Origin of the sequence: Halomonas sp. CKK8 (assembly GCF_029625235.1) — a bacterium.
In the GTDB taxonomy this organism is placed as follows: Bacteria; Pseudomonadota; Gammaproteobacteria; order Pseudomonadales; family Halomonadaceae; genus Halomonas; species Halomonas ventosae.
This window is the reverse complement of record NZ_CP121193.1, coordinates 3,009,264-3,025,575: the sequence shown is the minus strand read 5'-3', so window position 1 is coordinate 3,025,575 and position 16,312 is coordinate 3,009,264. Positions and strand designations below refer to the sequence as shown.

The 16,312-nt window shown below is 68.6% G+C and carries 14 protein-coding genes; 6 read left to right on the top strand and 8 right to left on the bottom strand.

Annotated elements, in window-relative coordinates; genetic code table 11:
* The first annotated feature begins 86 nt into the window (after positions 1 to 86).
* The 6 genes from P8934_RS14255 (at position 87) to P8934_RS14230 (ending at position 6,545) form a co-directional block, all read left to right on the top strand.
* Positions 87 to 1,466 (top strand): L-serine ammonia-lyase, encoded by a 1,380-nt coding sequence (locus P8934_RS14255; protein ID WP_278031640.1) that lies wholly within the window; start codon positions 87 to 89, stop codon positions 1,464 to 1,466.
* Positions 1,467 to 1,784: 318 nt separating this feature from the next.
* Entirely contained in the window at positions 1,785 to 2,561 is a 777-nt protein-coding gene (locus tag P8934_RS14250) for an ABC transporter ATP-binding protein (protein ID WP_133636449.1), read from the top strand.
* Positions 2,558 to 3,304 (top strand): ABC transporter ATP-binding protein, encoded by a 747-nt coding sequence (locus tag P8934_RS14245; RefSeq protein ID WP_278031639.1) that lies wholly within the window; start codon positions 2,558 to 2,560, stop codon positions 3,302 to 3,304. The genes P8934_RS14250 and P8934_RS14245 overlap by 4 nt, the downstream gene beginning before the upstream one ends.
* A gap of 92 nt (positions 3,305 to 3,396) precedes the next feature.
* Positions 3,397 to 4,617 carry an ABC transporter substrate-binding protein gene (locus P8934_RS14240; protein ID WP_278031638.1) on the top strand — a complete coding sequence of 407 codons (1,221 nt, stop codon included), beginning with the start codon at positions 3,397 to 3,399 and terminating at the stop codon, positions 4,615 to 4,617.
* A 52-nt stretch (positions 4,618 to 4,669) separates the two neighbouring features.
* Entirely contained in the window at positions 4,670 to 5,557 is an 888-nt protein-coding gene (locus tag P8934_RS14235) for a branched-chain amino acid ABC transporter permease (RefSeq protein WP_106230535.1), read from the top strand.
* 4 nt (positions 5,558 to 5,561) lie between these two features.
* Entirely contained in the window at positions 5,562 to 6,545 is a 984-nt protein-coding gene (locus P8934_RS14230; RefSeq protein ID WP_278031637.1) for a branched-chain amino acid ABC transporter permease, read from the top strand.
* An 80-nt stretch (positions 6,546 to 6,625) separates the two neighbouring features.
* Here the strand turns inward: P8934_RS14230 and gfa are convergent, their stop codons facing one another.
* From gfa to pqqB, 8 genes are all read right to left on the bottom strand, one after another.
* Positions 6,626 to 7,195 carry an S-(hydroxymethyl)glutathione synthase gene (gene gfa / locus P8934_RS14225; protein WP_278031636.1) on the bottom strand — a complete coding sequence of 190 codons (570 nt, stop codon included), beginning with the start codon at positions 7,193 to 7,195 and terminating at the stop codon, positions 6,626 to 6,628.
* Positions 7,196 to 7,435: 240 nt separating this feature from the next.
* A complete protein-coding gene (locus tag P8934_RS14220) occupies positions 7,436 to 8,545 on the bottom strand; it encodes an S-(hydroxymethyl)glutathione dehydrogenase/class III alcohol dehydrogenase (RefSeq protein WP_278031618.1) in 1,110 nt (369 codons plus the stop codon).
* 105 nt (positions 8,546 to 8,650) lie between these two features.
* Positions 8,651 to 11,209: an insulinase family protein gene (locus P8934_RS14215; protein WP_278031635.1), complete on the bottom strand. Its 2,559-nt coding sequence runs from the start codon at positions 11,207 to 11,209 to the stop codon at positions 8,651 to 8,653.
* Positions 11,196 to 13,040, bottom strand: coding sequence for a prolyl oligopeptidase family serine peptidase (locus P8934_RS14210; RefSeq protein ID WP_278031634.1), 1,845 nt, complete (start codon positions 13,038 to 13,040; stop codon positions 11,196 to 11,198). The genes P8934_RS14215 and P8934_RS14210 overlap by 14 nt, the downstream gene beginning before the upstream one ends.
* Positions 13,037 to 14,188, bottom strand: coding sequence for a pyrroloquinoline quinone biosynthesis protein PqqE (gene pqqE, locus P8934_RS14205; RefSeq protein WP_278031633.1), 1,152 nt, complete (start codon positions 14,186 to 14,188; stop codon positions 13,037 to 13,039). Before pqqE ends, P8934_RS14210 begins: the two co-directional genes overlap by 4 nt.
* Positions 14,181 to 14,471: a pyrroloquinoline quinone biosynthesis peptide chaperone PqqD gene (gene pqqD / locus P8934_RS14200; RefSeq protein ID WP_278031632.1), complete on the bottom strand. Its 291-nt coding sequence runs from the start codon at positions 14,469 to 14,471 to the stop codon at positions 14,181 to 14,183. The genes pqqE and pqqD overlap by 8 nt, the downstream gene beginning before the upstream one ends.
* Entirely contained in the window at positions 14,468 to 15,247 is a 780-nt protein-coding gene (pqqC, locus tag P8934_RS14195; RefSeq protein WP_278031631.1) for a pyrroloquinoline-quinone synthase PqqC, read from the bottom strand. Before pqqC ends, pqqD begins: the two co-directional genes overlap by 4 nt.
* 109 nt (positions 15,248 to 15,356) lie before the next feature.
* The gene (pqqB, locus tag P8934_RS14190; RefSeq protein WP_278031630.1) at positions 15,357 to 16,286 is read right to left on the bottom strand and encodes a pyrroloquinoline quinone biosynthesis protein PqqB; all 930 of its coding nucleotides are present in this window, start codon (positions 16,284 to 16,286) and stop codon (positions 15,357 to 15,359) included.
* Positions 16,287 to 16,312: the final 26 nt, after the last annotated feature.

Genomic DNA, 16,312 nt, shown 5'->3' with positions numbered 1-16,312 from the left:
TCCAAGGCCAGAAACGTTCAGTAGCGCTGAACCGGAGGCTGCAAGGCTCCTCCCCGGCCACCCTGTCAGTCACGCGAGGTTCTTCCATGGCAATCAGCGTCTTCGACCTGTTCAAGATCGGCATCGGGCCCTCGAGCTCCCACACCGTGGGGCCGATGGCGGCGGCCCATGATTTCGTCCAGGTGCTGAAGCGTCGCGACCTGCTGGAGCGCGTGACGCGCCTCGAGATTCACCTGCATGGCTCACTCTCCGCCACCGGCAAGGGCCATGGCACCGACCGGGCGGTGGTGATGGGACTGATGGGCGAGCATCCGTCGCATATCGACCCGTCCATCGTCGCCCCGCGCATCGAGGCACTGCTCGAGTCTCGGACCCTGCAGCTCGACGGCCACCAGGCGATCCCCTTCCACTGGAGCCGGGACCTGCAGTGGCACGACGAGAGCCTGCCCTTCCATCCCAACGCCCTGACCCTGGTCGCCCACGGGCATGCGGAGACGCTCTATCGCAATGTCTACTACTCCGTGGGGGGCGGCTTCGTGGTCGACGAGGCCCAGGCGCGCTCCGGCGAGCTGGACAGCGACACCACGGCCCTGCCCTATGACTTCCATTCCGCCGCCGAGTTGATGGCGCTGTGCCGCATGCATGGCCTGCGCATCAGCGAGCTGATGATGGAGAACGAGAAGGCCTGGCGCAGCGAGGCCGAGGTACGCGCCGGCCTGTGGGAGATCTGGCAGGCCATGCAGGCCTGCGTGCAGACCGGCCTCGCCGCCGAGGGCGTGCTCCCCGGGGGGCTCGAGGTCCGGCGCCGGGCGGCCTCGCTGCACCGGCGGCTGCTGGCCATGGACGGCGATGACAGCCTGATCGCCTCGACCTTCTCGGCCATGGACTGGGTCAACGTCTTCGCCCTGGCGGTGAACGAGGAGAATGCCGCCGGCGGCCGCATGGTCACGGCGCCCACCAACGGGGCGGCGGGGATCATCCCGGCGGTGCTGCACTACTACATGAAGTTCCAGCCTGATGCCTGCGAGCGGGAGGTGGTGGACTTCCTGCTCACCGCCGGCGCCGTGGGTATCCTGTGCAAGAAGAATGCCTCCATCTCCGGCGCCGAGGTGGGCTGCCAGGGCGAAGTCGGTTCGGCCTGTGCCATGGCCGCCGCTGGCCTCGCCGAGGTGATGGGCGGCAGCGTGGGCCAGGTCGAGAATGCCGCCGAAATCGGCCTGGAGCACAACCTCGGGCTGACCTGCGACCCGATCGGCGGCCTGGTGCAGGTGCCCTGCATCGAGCGCAACGCCATCGCCTCGGTCAAGGCGATCAATGCCGCACGCATGGCCCTGCGCGGCGACGGTGAGCACTTCGTCTCCCTGGACCACGTGATCCGCACCATGCGCGACACCGGTGCCGACATGCAGGAGAAGTACAAGGAGACCTCCCGCGGCGGCCTGGCCGTCAACGCCATCGAGTGCTGACGGCTGCAGCGGCCTTGAGCCACAGCAGACGCGATGTCCCGCAGGGGGCGTCGCGTCTTTTTTTTGCCCGACATAGTTTGCAAGCTATTGATCCCGCGGGCATCTACACCATTGGTCGAGTTCGGTGCTTCTCCTGTTGCCGTGGCGCGGCCAGTCCTCTAGCTTACGTTAACGTAAAGTGCAGAGTGTTCTCCGGGGCCGCCTGTAAAGTGTCACCCAGGCCCTCGATGCCGGAACCGCCACAACCACAACAACGGCCAACAACAACGACAACAGCATCCACGGCGGATCGCCCGAGCGATCCAGAGAGGACGAACCATGACCCAGGAGTTCATACTGGAAACTCGCGGGTTGACCAAGGAGTTTCGCGGCTTCACCGCCGTGGACGACGTCAACCTGCAGGTTCAGGAGGGGCACATCCATGCCCTGATCGGCCCCAATGGGGCCGGCAAGACCACCGTCTTCAACCTGCTCACCAAGTTCCTGCCGCCCACTCGCGGCGAGATCCTCTATCGCGGCAAGCCGATTACCGGCATGAAGGCCAACGAGATCGCCCGCCTGGGCCTGGTGCGCTCCTTCCAGATCTCGGCGGTGTTCGCCCACATGACCGCCATGGAGAACGTGCGGGTGGCGCTGCAGCGCAAGCTGGGGACCTCCTTCCACTTCTGGAAATCCGAGAAGAGCCTCGAGCACCTCAACGAGCGGGCCCTGGAGCTGCTCGACGAGGTGGGCCTGCGCGAGTACGCCGACGTGCTTACCGTGGAGATGCCCTACGGGCGCAAGCGGGCGCTGGAGGTGGCCACCACCCTGGCCCTGGAGCCCACCCTGATGCTGCTCGACGAGCCCACCCAGGGCATGGGCGCCGAGGACGTCGACCGCATCGTCGAGCTGATCCGCCGGGTCTCGAAGGGCCGCACCGTGCTGATGGTGGAGCACAACCTCAGCGTGGTCAGCCGGCTGTGCGACCGCATCACCGTGCTGGCCCGCGGCAGCGTGCTGGCCGAGGGCGACTACCAGGCGGTCTCGCGCGATCCCCAGGTGCGCGAGGCCTACATGGGCAGCGATGCCGCGGCGGAAGAGGAGGCCAGCGCATGAGCCAGGCAGCCGAGAAAGTCACCGAATACCACGACCTGGACGGCGCCGAGATGCTGCGGGTCAGCGACCTGCACGCCTTCTACGGCGAGTCGCACATCCTCCACGGCGTCGACTTCGACGTGAAGCGTGGCGAGCTGGTGACCCTCTTGGGGCGCAACGGCGCCGGGCGCAGCACCACCCTCAAGGCGATCATGAACATGGTTGGCCACCGCACCGGGTCGATCGTCATCAACGGCACCGAGACCCTGGCCATGAAACCGCACCGCATCCCGCGGCTGGGCATCGGCTACTGCCCCGAGGAGCGCGGCATCTTCTCGAGCCTCGACGTCGAGGAGAACCTGCTGCTGCCGCCCACGGTGCGCAGCGGCGGGATGGGGATCGACGAGATCTACGCGATGTTCCCCAACCTCTTCGAGCGGCGCCGCAGCCAGGGCACCCGGCTCTCCGGGGGCGAGCAGCAGATGCTGGCCATGGCGCGCATCCTGCGCACCGGCGCGCGGCTGCTGCTGCTCGACGAGATCACCGAGGGGCTCGCCCCGGTCATCGTCCAGGCGCTGGGCGAGGTGCTGGTCAAGCTCAAGGAGCGCGGCATGACCATCGTGCTGGTCGAGCAGAACTTCCGCTTCGCCGCCCCGCTGGCCGACCGCCACTTCGTGATGGAGCACGGCCGCATCATCGAGGAGATCAGTGCCGCCGAGCTGCCCTCGCGGCGCGAGCACCTCAACTCCCTGCTGGGGGTGTGACGGCGTGCCGTCCTCCCGGCAGTTCATCCACCGCAATGCAACCCGCATCGACAACAACAAGCAGCCCCTCCCGGGGCCACGGAGATGAGACAATGACCTTCAACAAGAAGACGCTTGCCAGCAGCATCGCCCTCGCCGCCGCCACCCTGATGGCCACGAGTGCCCAGGCACAGATGAGCGACAACGAGGTGCGCATCGGCTATCTGGCCGACATGTCCGGCACCTACCGTGACCTGGCGGGGCCGGGCGGCCTGACCGCGCTGGAAATGGCCGTGGAGGACTTCGGCGGCGAGGTGAACGGTGCCCCGATCGAGGTCTTCAGCGCCGATGACCGCAACAGCGCCGACGTGGGCGCCAACACCGTGCGCGAGTGGTTCGACACCCGCAACGTCGACCTGGTCGCCGGCATGGTGGCCTCCTCGGTGACCATCGCCGCGACCAAGGTGATCGAGGAGAACGACGGCCTGGGCATCGTCTCCGGCTCCGCGGCCTCCAGCATCACCAACGAGCACTGCACGCCCAATCACATCCACTGGGTCTACGATACCTACCCGCTGGCCAACGGCACGGCCAAGGCGGTGGTGGAGCAGGGCGGCGACACCTGGTTCATGCTCACCGCCGACTATGCCTTCGGCCACGCCCTCGAGGGTGACGTGACCAGGGTGGTGGAGGAGAACGGCGGCGAGATCGTCGGTGGCGTGCGTCATCCCTTCCCGACCAGCGACTTCTCGTCCTACATCCTCCAGGCCCAGGGGTCCGGTGCCAAGATCGTCGGTCTGGCCAATGCCGGTGCCGATACCGTCAACGCCATCTCCACCGCCAGCCAGTTCGGCCTGACCCAGTCGGGCCAGCAACTCGCCGGCCTGCTGATCTTCCTTAACGACGTCCATGCCATGGGACTCGAGGATACCCAGAACCTGCTGCTCACCACCGGCTGGTACTGGAACATGGATGACCAGGCACGCGAGTGGGCCGATCGCTACTTCGAGCGGGTGGGCAAGCGTCCGACCATGGTCCAGGCCGGCATCTACTCCAGCACCATGCACTACCTGGAGACCGTGGCCGAGGCGGGGACTGACGACCCCGAGACCATCCGTGCGGCCATGGCCGAGCGCCCGGTGGAGGACTTCTTCTCGCGCAACGGCCGTATCCGCGAGGATGGCCGCATGGTCCACGACATGTACCTGGCCCGCGTGAAGACGCCCGAGGAGTCACAGGGCGAGTGGGACCTCTACGAGATCCTCGCCACCATCCCCGCCGAGGAGGCCTACCGCCCGCTCTCCGAGAGCCAGTGCGACCTGGTCAACAACTGAGCGGAACCGGCGGCGGCCCCGGCCGCCGCCCCTCTGACGGGAGGTCCATGACATGACAATGATTTTCGGGGTGCCGTTGATGGTGTTCATGGGCCAGCTGATGCTGGGCCTGATCAACGGCGCCTTCTATGCGCTACTCAGCCTGGGCTTGGCAGTGATCTTCGGCCTGCTGAAGATCGTCAACTTCGCCCACGGCGCCATGTACATGCTGGGGGCTTTCGCCACCCTGCTTGGCCTGCAGTACCTGGGGCTCAACTACTGGGTGGCGCTGCTGCTGGTGCCCCTCGTGGTGGGCGGGCTGGGCATGGTGATCGAGCGCCTGATCCTGCGGCGTATCGCCCACCTCGACCATCTCTACGGGCTGCTGCTCACCTTCGGTCTGGCACTGATCTTCGAGGGCACCCTGATCAACTTCTTCGGTGTCTCGGGCTCGAGCTATCCCACGCCCACGGCCCTGGAAGGCGGGATGAACCTCGGCTTCATGTTCCTGCCCACCTACCGCGCCTGGGTGCTGGTGGCGGCGCTGGTGGTCTGCCTGGGGACCTGGTTCATCATCGAGCGCACCCGTCTCGGCGCCTACCTGCGCGCCGGCACCGAGAACCCGGCGTTGATGCAGGCCTTCGGGGTCAACGTGCCCCAGCTGATCACCCTGACCTACGGCTTCGGCGTGGCCCTGGCCGCCTTCGCCGGGGTGCTGGCCGCGCCGCTCTACCCGGTGTCACCGACCATGGGCTCGAGCCTTTTGATCGTGGTCTTCGCCGTGGTGGTGATCGGCGGCATGGGCTCGATCCTCGGCGCCGTCATCACCGGCCTGGCCATGGGCCTGATCGAGGGCCTCACCAAGGTCTACTACCCCGAGGCGGCCAACACCGTGATCTTCCTGGTGATGATCCTGGTGCTGCTGCTGCGCCCCGCGGGACTCTTCGGCAAGGAGGCATGACGTGATGGCCACGACCCAACACCTGACCCCCGCCATGCAGCGTCAGCGCAATGCCCGGCTGCGCCGCAATGGCCTCTACCTGGTCCTGATCGTGATCGGCCTGCTGGCGCCGCTCGCCATCTACCCGGTGTTCCTGATGAAGGTGCTGTGCTTCGCGCTGTTCGCCTGCGCCTTCAACCTGCTGCTCGGCTATGCCGGCCTGCTCTCCTTCGGGCACGCCGCCTTCCTGGCCACCGGCGGCTACTTCACCGGCATCATGCTGGCCAGCTACCCGGGGCTGACCCCGGAGCTCGGGATCCTGATCGGCACCTTCGCCGCCGTGGTGCTCGGCACCTTCTTCGGCGTGCTGTCGATCCGCCGCCAGGGGATCTACTTCGCCATGGTGACCCTGGCCCTGGCGCAGATGATGTTCTTCTTCTTCATCCAGGCGCCCTTCACCGGCGGCGAGGATGGCCTTCACGGCGTGCCGCGGGGCGAGCTGTTCGGGCTGATCAGCCTCGCCGACAACCTCAACATGTACTACTTCGTGCTGGCGGTCTTCGTGATCGGCTTTGCCATCATCCAGCGCGCCGTGCATTCGCCCTTCGGCCAGGTGCTCAAGGCGATCCGTGAGAACGAGCCGCGGGCCGTCTCGCTGGGTTACAACGTGGATGCCTACAAGCTGGTGGCCTTCGTGCTCTCCGCGGGCCTGGCGGGCCTGGCGGGCTCGACCAAGACCGTGGTCTTCCAGCTCGCCTCGCTCACCGATGCCCACTGGCACATGTCCGGCGAGGTGATCCTGATGACCCTGCTGGGCGGCGTCGGTACCCTGTTCGGCCCCGTGGTGGGCGCCGGCCTGGTGGTCAGCCTGCAGACCCAGCTGGCCCAGTCGCCGCTGGGCAACTGGGTGAGCGTGATCCTCGGCTTGATCTTCGTGGTCTGCGTGCTGAGCTTCCGCAGCGGCATCGTCGGCGAGATCCAGAAGATGGTACGCAAGAACTTCAAGTAGGCCCGAGCGGCCAGAACGTTATCGGGCGCCCCAAGGGGCGCCCGATGGCGTTGGTGCGAGGCACGCATCGATGGCCGGCGTCACAGCACGCCCTTGGCCTTGGCCGTATGGATGGCGATGGCATCCATCAGCGGTGGCGACAGGCAGTCGTAGGGCTCCAGGCCCAGCTCCTTGAGCTTGCCGCGAACCTTGTCCATGTTGTCCGGGTCGGCGCCCGACTCGATGATGGAGGAGACGAAGGCGGCGAACTCCGGCGCCGCCCAGCCCGTGTCGTCGGATAGCTCCGTATGGATGAAGTCCAGGCCGTGGAAGGGATGGTCGGTATCCTCGATGCGGCCGAACATGTGGACGCCGCACCCCTTGCAGGCATGGCGCTGGATGGCGGCCGAAGGGTCGACGATCTCCAGCTTGTCCTCGTTGGCGGTGACGCTGAGGCTCTCGCGGGGGACCACGGCAACCATCGAGAACAGGGCCCCCTCGGGCTTCCAGCACTTGGTGCAGCCGCACACATGGTTGTGGGCGCACTGTGCCTTGACGGTCACTTCCACGGGGTTGTCGGAACAGTGGCAATGCAGGGTGCCGCCGTCGAAGCTGTCACTGCCGGCACGCACACCGCTATCCACGGCGGGATGGATCCTGATGTCGCTCATGGTGGTGGCTCCCTGGGTGGTGGCTGCTGCGGAAGAGGTCGCTGCGGGGGGCTCGGGTCGGTCACGGCCCTGCTGAGGCGTCGTCGAGGGTGTCGCCCCCTGGCCGCCGAACCAGCGCTTCAAGGTGTCCATCAGGCTCATGGGCTTCCGCTCCTCTTGTAGTCTTGTCAGCATGGCGATCACCTGCGTCGTTGTGGGCCTGGCGGCAGCGGTCGGTCACGCCGCGTCAGTAGTGCAGCCTCAATAGTGCAGCACGGTGCGGATGCTCTCGCCCCGGTGCAGCAGCTCGAAGGCCTCGTTGATCTGCTCGAAGGGCATGTCGTGGGTAATGAAGTCGTCGATGTTGATCTCGCCGTTCATGTAGCGCTCCACGTAGCCCGGCAGCTCGGTGCGCCCCTTCACTCCGCCGAAGGCGGAGCCCTTCCAGACCCGGCCGGTGACCAGCTGGAACGGCCGCGTGCTGATCTCCTCGCCGGCACCGGCCACGCCGATGATCACCGACTCGCCCCAGCCCTTGTGGCAGCACTCCAGCGCCGAGCGCATCACGTTGACGTTGCCGATGCACTCGAAGGAGTAGTCGACGCCGCCATCGGTCAGGTCGACGATCACCTGCTGGATGGGGTCGCCGTACTCCTTGGGGTTGACGAAGTCGGTGGCGCCGAACTGCTCGGCCAGCTTGAACTTCTCCGGGTTGACGTCGATGGCGATGATCCGCGAGGCCTTGGCCATCACCGCGCCCTGGATCACCGCCAGGCCGATGGCGCCCAGGCCGAAGACGGCGACGGTACTGCCCGGCTCCACCTTGGCGGTGTTCATCACCGCGCCGATGCCGGTGGTCACGCCGCAGCCCAGCAGGCAGATCTTGTCCATCGGCGCCGCCTTCGAGACCACGGCCAGCGAGACCTCGGGCAGCACCGTGTACTCGCTGAAGGTGGAGGTGCCCATGTAGTGGTGCAGCATCTTGCCGTCCAGCGAGAAGCGCGAGGTGCCATCCGGCATCACCCCCTTGCCCTGGGTGGCGCGCACCGCGCTGCACAGGTTGGTCTTGCCCGAGAGGCAGAACTTGCACTGGCCGCACTCGGCGGTATAGAGCGGGATGACGTGGTCGCCGGGCTTGACGCTGGTGACGCCCTCGCCGACCTCCTGGACGACGCCGGCCCCCTCGTGGCCCAGCACCGCCGGGAAGTTGCCCTCCGGGTCGGCCCCGGAGAGGGTATAGGCATCGGTATGGCAGACGCTGGTGGCGGCGATCTTCACCAGCACCTCGCCGGCCCTGGGGCCCTCGACGTCGATCTCGACCAGGTCCAGGGGCTTGCCGGCTTCCATGGCGACGGCGGCACGTGACTTCATGGTGACTCTCCCCTCGTTGCCGGTATGGAGACGCGGGTTAACGATAATTATTGTGATGTCAGTCTAGGTGAGCTTAGGCGAGTCGATTGTTCGACAGCAGCATTACTACGTTGCCGGTGGGCAATGCTGGGAGGCAGGAGAGCCAGGCGGGGCAGGCGCATGCGCCCACCAGCGGCTCGGCAGGGTGTCGCGTGCCAGGGCCGACGCCAGGACCTCGAGGTCGGCCGCGGTGAGCGAGTCGAGGGCCGCGCATTCTTGCTGCCAGGGGGCCAGGTGCCAGTCGGGGGGAGAGGGGGAGTCAAACGGTAACCGGCGTAATGCCTGCCAGGCCCGCTCGATGGCCTCGTCATGGGTCTCAGGCGGCCCCTGCCGGGCAAGCAAGGCATGACGCAGCCGCTCCAGTTGCGGCCCATCCAGCCGGGCCAGCCTCACGGCATCGGCATCGAGAAACGCGAGGATGGCCTGACGCAGCGTCTCGACCGAGGCCGTGGGCGACTGCACGACATAGCCCAGTCGCGGCCAGCCCGACGCCTCCCGGTAGCGCACCGCCGCGACATAGCCGAGACCCCGCCGCTGGCGCATCTCCCGATGGAAGGCGGCGTCATGGCAGTGCGCCAGCAACTGCAGCAGCCAGCGCATGCGGGGGCCGTCGTCGCCCCCCTCGACCTCCAGCATCACTGCCCGGTCGGCGCTCTGCGGGGCAAGCCATGTCATTCCCTGGTCATCGCCTTGCGGGGCGTCAGGAGGCGGGGATGCGTTCCTGGCATGGGACAGCCGCTCGGCGAAGCCCTTGGCCGTGCCCTGTGCCTCCCGGTTCCCCATCTCGCCTCTGGCCCAGCAGAGCAGGGGGGGCATGGCACCCGGAGGGCAAGGTGGGCGGCGTGTTGCCAGGCGATCCAGCAGCTGCTGGGCGAGCAGGCCGCTGGATGAGGCGGGGCCCGTCGGCGCCGTCACCGTATTCGCGGCCATCCAGCCGTCCAGGGCCTGGTCCACCAGCGAGGCAAGTCCGGCAGGGCTGCCGCGGGCCATCAGCCAGTCGCCCCTGGCGTCACTGCCCAGGGTGAGTGCCTGATCCCTTGCGCCGGCCGCCTGGCGCAGGGCCAGGGTCCGGCGTTGCCAGTCACGCAGACGCCCGCCGTTGCCGGTTGCACCGGCAGGCCACCCCAGACACCAGCCGCTCCCGGCCTCGCGGGTCGGCCAGTCCAGGCCATCCCACCATAGCGAGAGCCGGGCATCCCGGAAGAGCAGCCCGGCTGCCGGTCGGTCGTCGGACCGGGGGCCGACCGGTCGGTCCGCCAGGTCCCGGCGCGAGGGGAGGGGGGTGGCTACCTCGGGCAGGGCCGAGGCGGCAGGAGGCCACGGCAGGTCGAGGGGGCGCCAGCGGGTGGCGGTCTCTTCGATCTGCCGCCAGGTGACGGTGGCCCGTTCGGCGCCCTCTCGCCACAGCAGCCGACACTGCTCCGGGGTGAGCCAGGCCGACAGGGTGCGGTGGTCCCGATCCAGGGGCACGGAGCCCCTGGCAGGAGGGCGGCGGCTCAGTCGTCGGGCCTGCTCCCGGGGCCAGGCATCGAGGTCGACCGTTCTTGCCGGTGGCGGGGTGATGGCGTGACGCCGACAGGCCTGCCGAAGTGCTCGCTGGCAGGTGGCCACCAGCGGTGCGATATCCGCTGGCGGTTCCACGAGCTCGATTGCCAGGCACAGGGCTGGCCCGGTGCCCTCGGGGGCCGTGTCGGCCTCCAGCTCCTGGACCGCATAGCCCTGCTGCAGGGTGGCGGTCAAGGCACCATCGTTCAGCTGCGAGGCAACCGCCTGCAGTGGTGCAGCACAGGCATCGGCGAGGGCTCCCGGCAATGGCCACAGCAACTCCAGGGTGCCGGCAGCGGGCAGGGTCGACTCATTCGGGGAGTGCCAGGCCACCCCGCGTGGCGTGGCCCAGCGCCAGCGATCCGGGGACGGCGTGTCGGCGGCCGTCGCCGGGAGCCGGCGGCCATGGCGTTCGAGCAGGCCAAGCTGCTCGTCCACCGGCTGTGGGCCGAGCATCACCAGGGCCATTCGGCCGGCATGGTAGTGGCGGGCATGAAAGGCCTGGAGGCGTGCGACCAGCTCCCCACGGTCATCGCCGAGCGTGGCACGGTTCCCGGCGTGGCAGGCCGCGGCCGGATGGCTGGGGTCGAACAGGCGGCCCAGCGCGGCCAGGCGGTGCAGCGCCGGGTCGTCAAGGCGGGCCCGGAACTCGGCGTCCAGCACCTCCACCTCGTCGGCGAGGGCGCCGGGGTCGAGGCGGGGGTAGCCGAGCAGGTCGACCAGTCGAGCGAGGCCTGCCTCGGCGGCTTCGACCGGAAGGTGCAGGTGGACGTCGGTGACCCCTTCCCCGGTATGGGCATTGTAGCGTCCCCCCAGGGTGCCGACCCACCGGGCCAGCGCGCTCCGGCCGGGCCAGCGGCCACTGCCCAGGAAGAGCCCATGTTCCAGCAGGTGGGCCAGGCCCCGGCAGTCGGGCGGGTCATCGAGGTACCCCACCCCAGCCGCGCCGACCAGCCGTGACTGGCGCGCCCGGGGGACCTGTGCCGCCATGATCCACAGGCCATTGGCGAGACGCCGTGACGCCACCCGGCTGTCGGGTGGCAGGCCGGCGGAAGCCTGGTCGGACTCAGCCTCGTCCATCGCCCTGCTCCAGGAAGAACTGCATCTCGGCCGCAATCAGTCGGCAGCGGTTGTGCGGCTGACGGATGCCGTGTCCCTCGTCCTCGAACAGCATGACGCGGGCCGTGACGCCGCGGCGACGCAGTGCCTCGGCCATGGCCAGCGTCTGTTCCGGCACCACGACGGTATCGCGGTTGCCCTGGAAGAAGATGACGGGCGTGGCGAAGGCATTGAGCCGATTGATCGGGCTGCGGGCCCGCTGGGTGTGCGCATCCCCGAGCAGCCAGTCGAGGTAGCCGGACTCGAAACGGTGGGTCCGGGGAGCAAGGTGCGGGGCATCGGTGACGCCGTACAGGCTGGCACCGGCCCGGAAGAGGCGGGTGGTCGCCAGCAGGTTGAGCACGGTGAAGCCGCCGGCGCTCTGGCCCCGCGCGAACAGCCGGCCGGGGTCGGCCAGGCCACGGGCGACCAGTGACCTGGTCAGGGCGATCACGTCCTCGACATCGATGCGACCCCACTCGCCGGCCAGGCGCTCGCGGTAGGCCCGTCCGGCATTGGCGCTGCCGCGGGGGTTGATGTCGGCCACGGCAAAGCCGTGCTGCGTCCAGTAGTGGACCAGTGGATCGAACACCGGATAGCAGGCCGAGGTGGGACCGCCATGCACGCGCACGATCAGCGGCGGCGGCCGGCTCGAGGCGGGGCCGGGGTCATAGAGGAAGGCCGGGACACGCTCGCCGTCCGCCACGGTGGCCTGCAGCCTCCGTGGCAAGGGGGGATGTTCGGGGGTGGGCAGCGCGAAGAGCGTCTCCTCGGCATGGGTCGTCAGGTTCACGCGTGACAGGCGCGCCGCATGCCGAGCCCCCTGGGTAATGGCGTACAGCCAGCCATCGGCATGCGCCAGGCCCACTAGCCGACCGGCATTGCGGAGGATAGGGGCGTGTTCACGCCCCTCGCCATCGGTGACCAGGATCCGGGCCGCCCCCACCTCGAAGGCCATGATCACCCCCTGGTCGGCGGTGGGCCAGAGGTGCTGGCACTCGCCTAGTTGCCAGGGCGTGGAGGCGTGGTCGGCCTGCCGCGTGCCGAGTCGCTGGATATCCAGCGACTCGGCAGGGCCGGTCACCCGATACGGTTGCCACCAGCCCCCGTGGTCGCTGAGCACGATGAGCTCGTTGGCCGCGGTGAAGCGGGGCTGGGTGATGGCGGCGCCGGCATCCCACAGGGCCAGGTCATGCAGCGTGCCCTGGGCATCCAGCCGCGCCTGGCGCAGCCGCGAGCGCTGCCAGGGCATGTCCCCGAGGTCCCATTCGACCCAGGCGAGCCGGGTGCCGCAGGGGGAGAGCGCCGGCGCACCGTAGAAGTCGGCGCCGGCATCGAGCACCCGGCGGCATCTTCCATCCAGGGCGACCAGGCGCTGGCGGGCGTCGCGCCCCTGGCCGCTTTCCTCCACGGCAAGCAGCCGCCGGCGTTGCGGGTCGGGGGTGAGCCCGCCATAACGGCTGTCGTGCCGTGACCACCAGGGGCTGGCGTTGCCGCCGCTCAACGGCTGGCGATGGAGGGTCTGGCTGTCGGCCTCGACGAAGATGGCCTGCCCATCCAGGCAGGCCAGGGCACCGCCGCCGTAGCCGTTGACGCGACTGGCGATATCGAGGTGTTCGGGGCTCAGCGGTTGTGGTCGGCCATCCTCGAGCCGGTCGTGCCACTGCCATAGCCGCCGCCTTCCTATCTCGGGGTCGGCCGCCAGCCAGAGGACGCCTCGGGGGGTGGCGCGCAGGTCGCCCAGGCCATCGGCGGGCAGTGCCGCCCGGTGCAGCAGGTCGTCATGCGGCTCACCGGCCGGAGGAAGCGTCATGTCCGGCAGAACACCCTCGATTCGTGGACATTGCGAGGCGTCAGCTCCCGGGCCGAGCGGGCGTCGTGCTCCGCCTCGCGGCGGGCGGCCTCGACCAGGTGGTGATCCGGCGACAGGTCGCACACCGGGTCGGTGGCGGCGGGATCGCCGGTGAGCAGGTAGGCCTGGCAACGACAGCCTCCCACATCCCGGTGGCGCTCGTCACAGCTGCGGCAGGGCTCCGACATCCAGGCATCGCCACGATAGCGGTTGAAGGCCTCGCTCTGGTACCAGATCTCGCGAAGCGGGCGCTCGCGCACCGTGGGGAAGCGCATCGGCAGCATGCGCGCACTGTGGCAGGGAAGCACGGCGCCGTCCGGCGCCACGGTCATGAAGATCGACCCCCAGCCGCCCATGCAGGCCTTGGGGCGGTCGTTGTAGTAGTCGGGCACCACGAACAGCAGCCGCATGTCGCGTCCGCGCTCGGCCAGGCGTTCCCGCCAGCGTACCGTGGTGGCCTCGGCGGCCTCGAGCTGGCCCGCACTGGGCAGCAGGCCGGCGCGATTGAGGTGTGCCCAGCCATAGAGCTGGCAGTTGGCCAGCTCCACGGCATCGGCGCCGAGTTCGTCGCACAGGGCGATGACCTGATCGATCCGGTCGATATTATGGCGGTGCAGTACCACGTTGAGCACCATGGGGTAGCCGGCGGCCTTGACGGCACGCGCCATGGCCAGCTTCTTCTCGTGGGCCTTGCGCGAGCCGGCGATTGCCGCGGCAACATCGGGGTCGGAGGCCTGCAGGCTGATCTGGATGTGGTCGAGCCCCGCCTCGCGCAGCGCCTCGATGCGCGACTCGTCGAGTCCCAGGCCGGAGGTGATCAGGTTGCTGTAGAAGCCCAGTCGACGGGCCTCGGCCACCAGGGTCTCGAGGTCCCGTCGAACCAGTGGCTCGCCACCCGAGAAGCCCAGCTGCACGGCCCCCATGGCACGGGCCTGGGTCAGGGTGTCGATCCACTCCGCGGTATCCAGCTCCTCCTCGACCGCGGCGAAGTCCAGCGGATTGGAGCAGTAGGAGCACTGCAGCGGGCAGCGATAGGTCAGCTCGGCGAGCAGCCACAGCGGGGCGCCGGTCTGGCCGTCGTGGGTAACGGTGTCGGTGTGGTCAGTCATGATGGATCCAGCCTTGTTGCGCGGCGTCGACCATGAATTCGTGGACGTCCTCGGCAATGGCCGTGGCGGGGGCCTCGGGGTAGTGCGCCTGCAGGGTGGCGATCACCGCGTCCACGTCCCGTTGCCCATCTAGCTGGGCGAGGATGGCGCCGGCGGTGTCGTTGAGCTGCACCATGCCCTCGGGATAGAGCAGCACGTGACGCTGCTGGGCCTCTTCCCACTGCAGGCGCCAGCCGGGGCGCAGGCGGCAGACGCTGCGACCGTCGATGAGTACGTCGCTCATGACAGCCCCCGGTGGTAGACGCGCTGGTCGGTGACGGTATGGTAGGGCGCCCGGTCGAGCTGGTAGGCGAGGGTCATGGCGTCGAGCATCGACCAGAGCACGTCGAGCTTGAACTGCAGGATCTCCAGGGCACGTTGCTGGGCGTGGGCGGTGGTGCAGACCGCCAGCGCCACCTCCAGGCCGTGCTCTACATCGCGACGTGCCTCCGTGAGGCGCTTGCGGAAGTAGCCGTAGCCGGCCGCATCGATCCAGGGGTAGTGGGTCGGCCAGGTATCCAGGCGACTCTTGTGGGCCGCCGGGGCGAACAGCTCGGTGAGCGAGGAGATCGCCGCCTCCCGCCAGTCGGCACGACGCACGAAGTTGACGTAGGCATCCACCGCGAAGCGCACACCAGGCAGCACGTGCTCCTGTGACCAGAGCTCGTCGCGGCTCAGCCCCACCGCCTCGCCCAGGGTCAGCCAGGCCTCGATGCCGCCGCCATCCTCGCCATGACCGTCATGGTCGAGCAGCCGCTGTATCCAGCGGCGGCGTGTGGCGGCGTCGGGACAGTTGGCGAGCAGGGCGGCATCCTTCTGGGGAATGTTGATCTGGTAGTAGAAGCGGTTGGCGACCCAGCCACGCAGCTGCGCGGGGGTGGCACGCCCCTCGGCCATGTCCACCTGGTAGGGGTGGTGGATATGGTAATAGGCCCCCTTGGCCATGAGCGCCTCGCGGAAGGCCTCGGGGCTGAGGGCGTCTCCCTGCGAACTCGCCAGCGGAGATACGATGCTTGTCATTGCGGGGCTCCTCTCGATCGTCGCGTCAGGGCTCGCCCTGACGGATTCCCTGCCACCAGGATGCGGAAACCCACGCCTTCAGGGTGAGACGCTGGCATGTCGCGCGGGTTCACAGGTCCAGGTGCAAGCCGTCGAAGGCCACCTCGACCCCCTGACGGGTCAGGGTGGCACGCTCCTGCGACCCCTCGTCGAGGATCGGATTGGTGTTGTTGATATGGATCAGCACCCGACGGGTGGTGGCCGGCAGGGCCGCGAGCTCGGCCAGCAGCCCCTGTTCGCCGGACAGTGCCAGGTGGCCCATGTCGCGGCCGGTGGCCTGGCCGACGCCGGAACGCAGCAGCTCGTCGTCACGCCACAGGGTGCCGTCGACCAGCACGCAGTCGGCCCGGCGCAGGAAGGCGCGTACCCGGTCATCGACCTCGCCGAGCCCGGGGGCATAGAAGAGGGTGGTGCCGCGGCGTCGATCCTCCACCAGCAGGCCGATGTTGTCGCCCGGGGTCGGGGCGCCACGACGCGGGGAGTAGGGCGGTGCGTTGCTGGTCAGCGAGAGGGCAGTAAAGATCAGGCCCGGGCACGCCGGCACCTCGAAGGTGGCCTCCAGGTGTTCACCGTCGACCGCGATGGGATGCCAGGCCAGGCCGCCCTGCCAGTGCTCGAGCATGGTGAACAGCGGAAAGCCACTGCTCAGGTCCTGATGCACATTGGGTGTGCACCAGACGTCCAGTGGGCAACCTTCCCGCAGCGACAGCAGCCCGGTGGCGTGATCGATCTGGCCGTCCACCAGCAGGATCCCCGCGATGCCGCTGTCCCTCGGCACACGCCTGGGATGCAGCTCCGGGTTGCTGGCCAGCTGGCTACGGATGTCCGGCGAGGCATTGCACAGCAGCCATTGCACGCCGTCACTGCTGATGGCGATCGATGACTGGGTGCGCGGCGTCGCCTCGATGCTGCCCTCTCGAACACCGCGGCACAGCGTGCAGTTGCAGTTCCATTGGGGAAAGCCGCCTCCCGCCGCTGCACCGAGCACCAGTACCTGCATGGATATCGTCCTGTCCCGAAGTCTGT

Bases quoted from the DNA above. Each gene is read 5' to 3' on its own strand.
- P8934_RS14255 (WP_278031640.1), top strand. From the start codon at position 87: ATGGCAATCAGCGTCTTCGACCTGTTCAAGATCGGCATCGGGCCCTCG.
- P8934_RS14250 (WP_133636449.1), top strand. From the start codon at position 1,785: ATGACCCAGGAGTTCATACTGGAAACTCGCGGGTTGACCAAGGAGTTT.
- P8934_RS14245 (WP_278031639.1), top strand. From the start codon at position 2,558: ATGAGCCAGGCAGCCGAGAAAGTCACCGAATACCACGACCTGGACGGC.
- P8934_RS14240 (WP_278031638.1), top strand. From the start codon at position 3,397: ATGACCTTCAACAAGAAGACGCTTGCCAGCAGCATCGCCCTCGCCGCC.
- P8934_RS14235 (WP_106230535.1), top strand. From the start codon at position 4,670: ATGACAATGATTTTCGGGGTGCCGTTGATGGTGTTCATGGGCCAGCTG.
- P8934_RS14230 (WP_278031637.1), top strand. From the start codon at position 5,562: ATGGCCACGACCCAACACCTGACCCCCGCCATGCAGCGTCAGCGCAAT.
- gfa (WP_278031636.1), bottom strand. From the start codon at position 7,195: ATGAGCGACATCAGGATCCATCCCGCCGTGGATAGCGGTGTGCGTGCC.
- P8934_RS14220 (WP_278031618.1), bottom strand. From the start codon at position 8,545: ATGAAGTCACGTGCCGCCGTCGCCATGGAAGCCGGCAAGCCCCTGGAC.
- P8934_RS14215 (WP_278031635.1), bottom strand. From the start codon at position 11,209: ATGGACGAGGCTGAGTCCGACCAGGCTTCCGCCGGCCTGCCACCCGAC.
- P8934_RS14210 (WP_278031634.1), bottom strand. From the start codon at position 13,040: ATGACGCTTCCTCCGGCCGGTGAGCCGCATGACGACCTGCTGCACCGG.
- pqqE (WP_278031633.1), bottom strand. From the start codon at position 14,188: ATGACTGACCACACCGACACCGTTACCCACGACGGCCAGACCGGCGCC.
- pqqD (WP_278031632.1), bottom strand. From the start codon at position 14,471: ATGAGCGACGTACTCATCGACGGTCGCAGCGTCTGCCGCCTGCGCCCC.
- pqqC (WP_278031631.1), bottom strand. From the start codon at position 15,247: ATGACAAGCATCGTATCTCCGCTGGCGAGTTCGCAGGGAGACGCCCTC.
- pqqB (WP_278031630.1), bottom strand. From the start codon at position 16,286: ATGCAGGTACTGGTGCTCGGTGCAGCGGCGGGAGGCGGCTTTCCCCAA.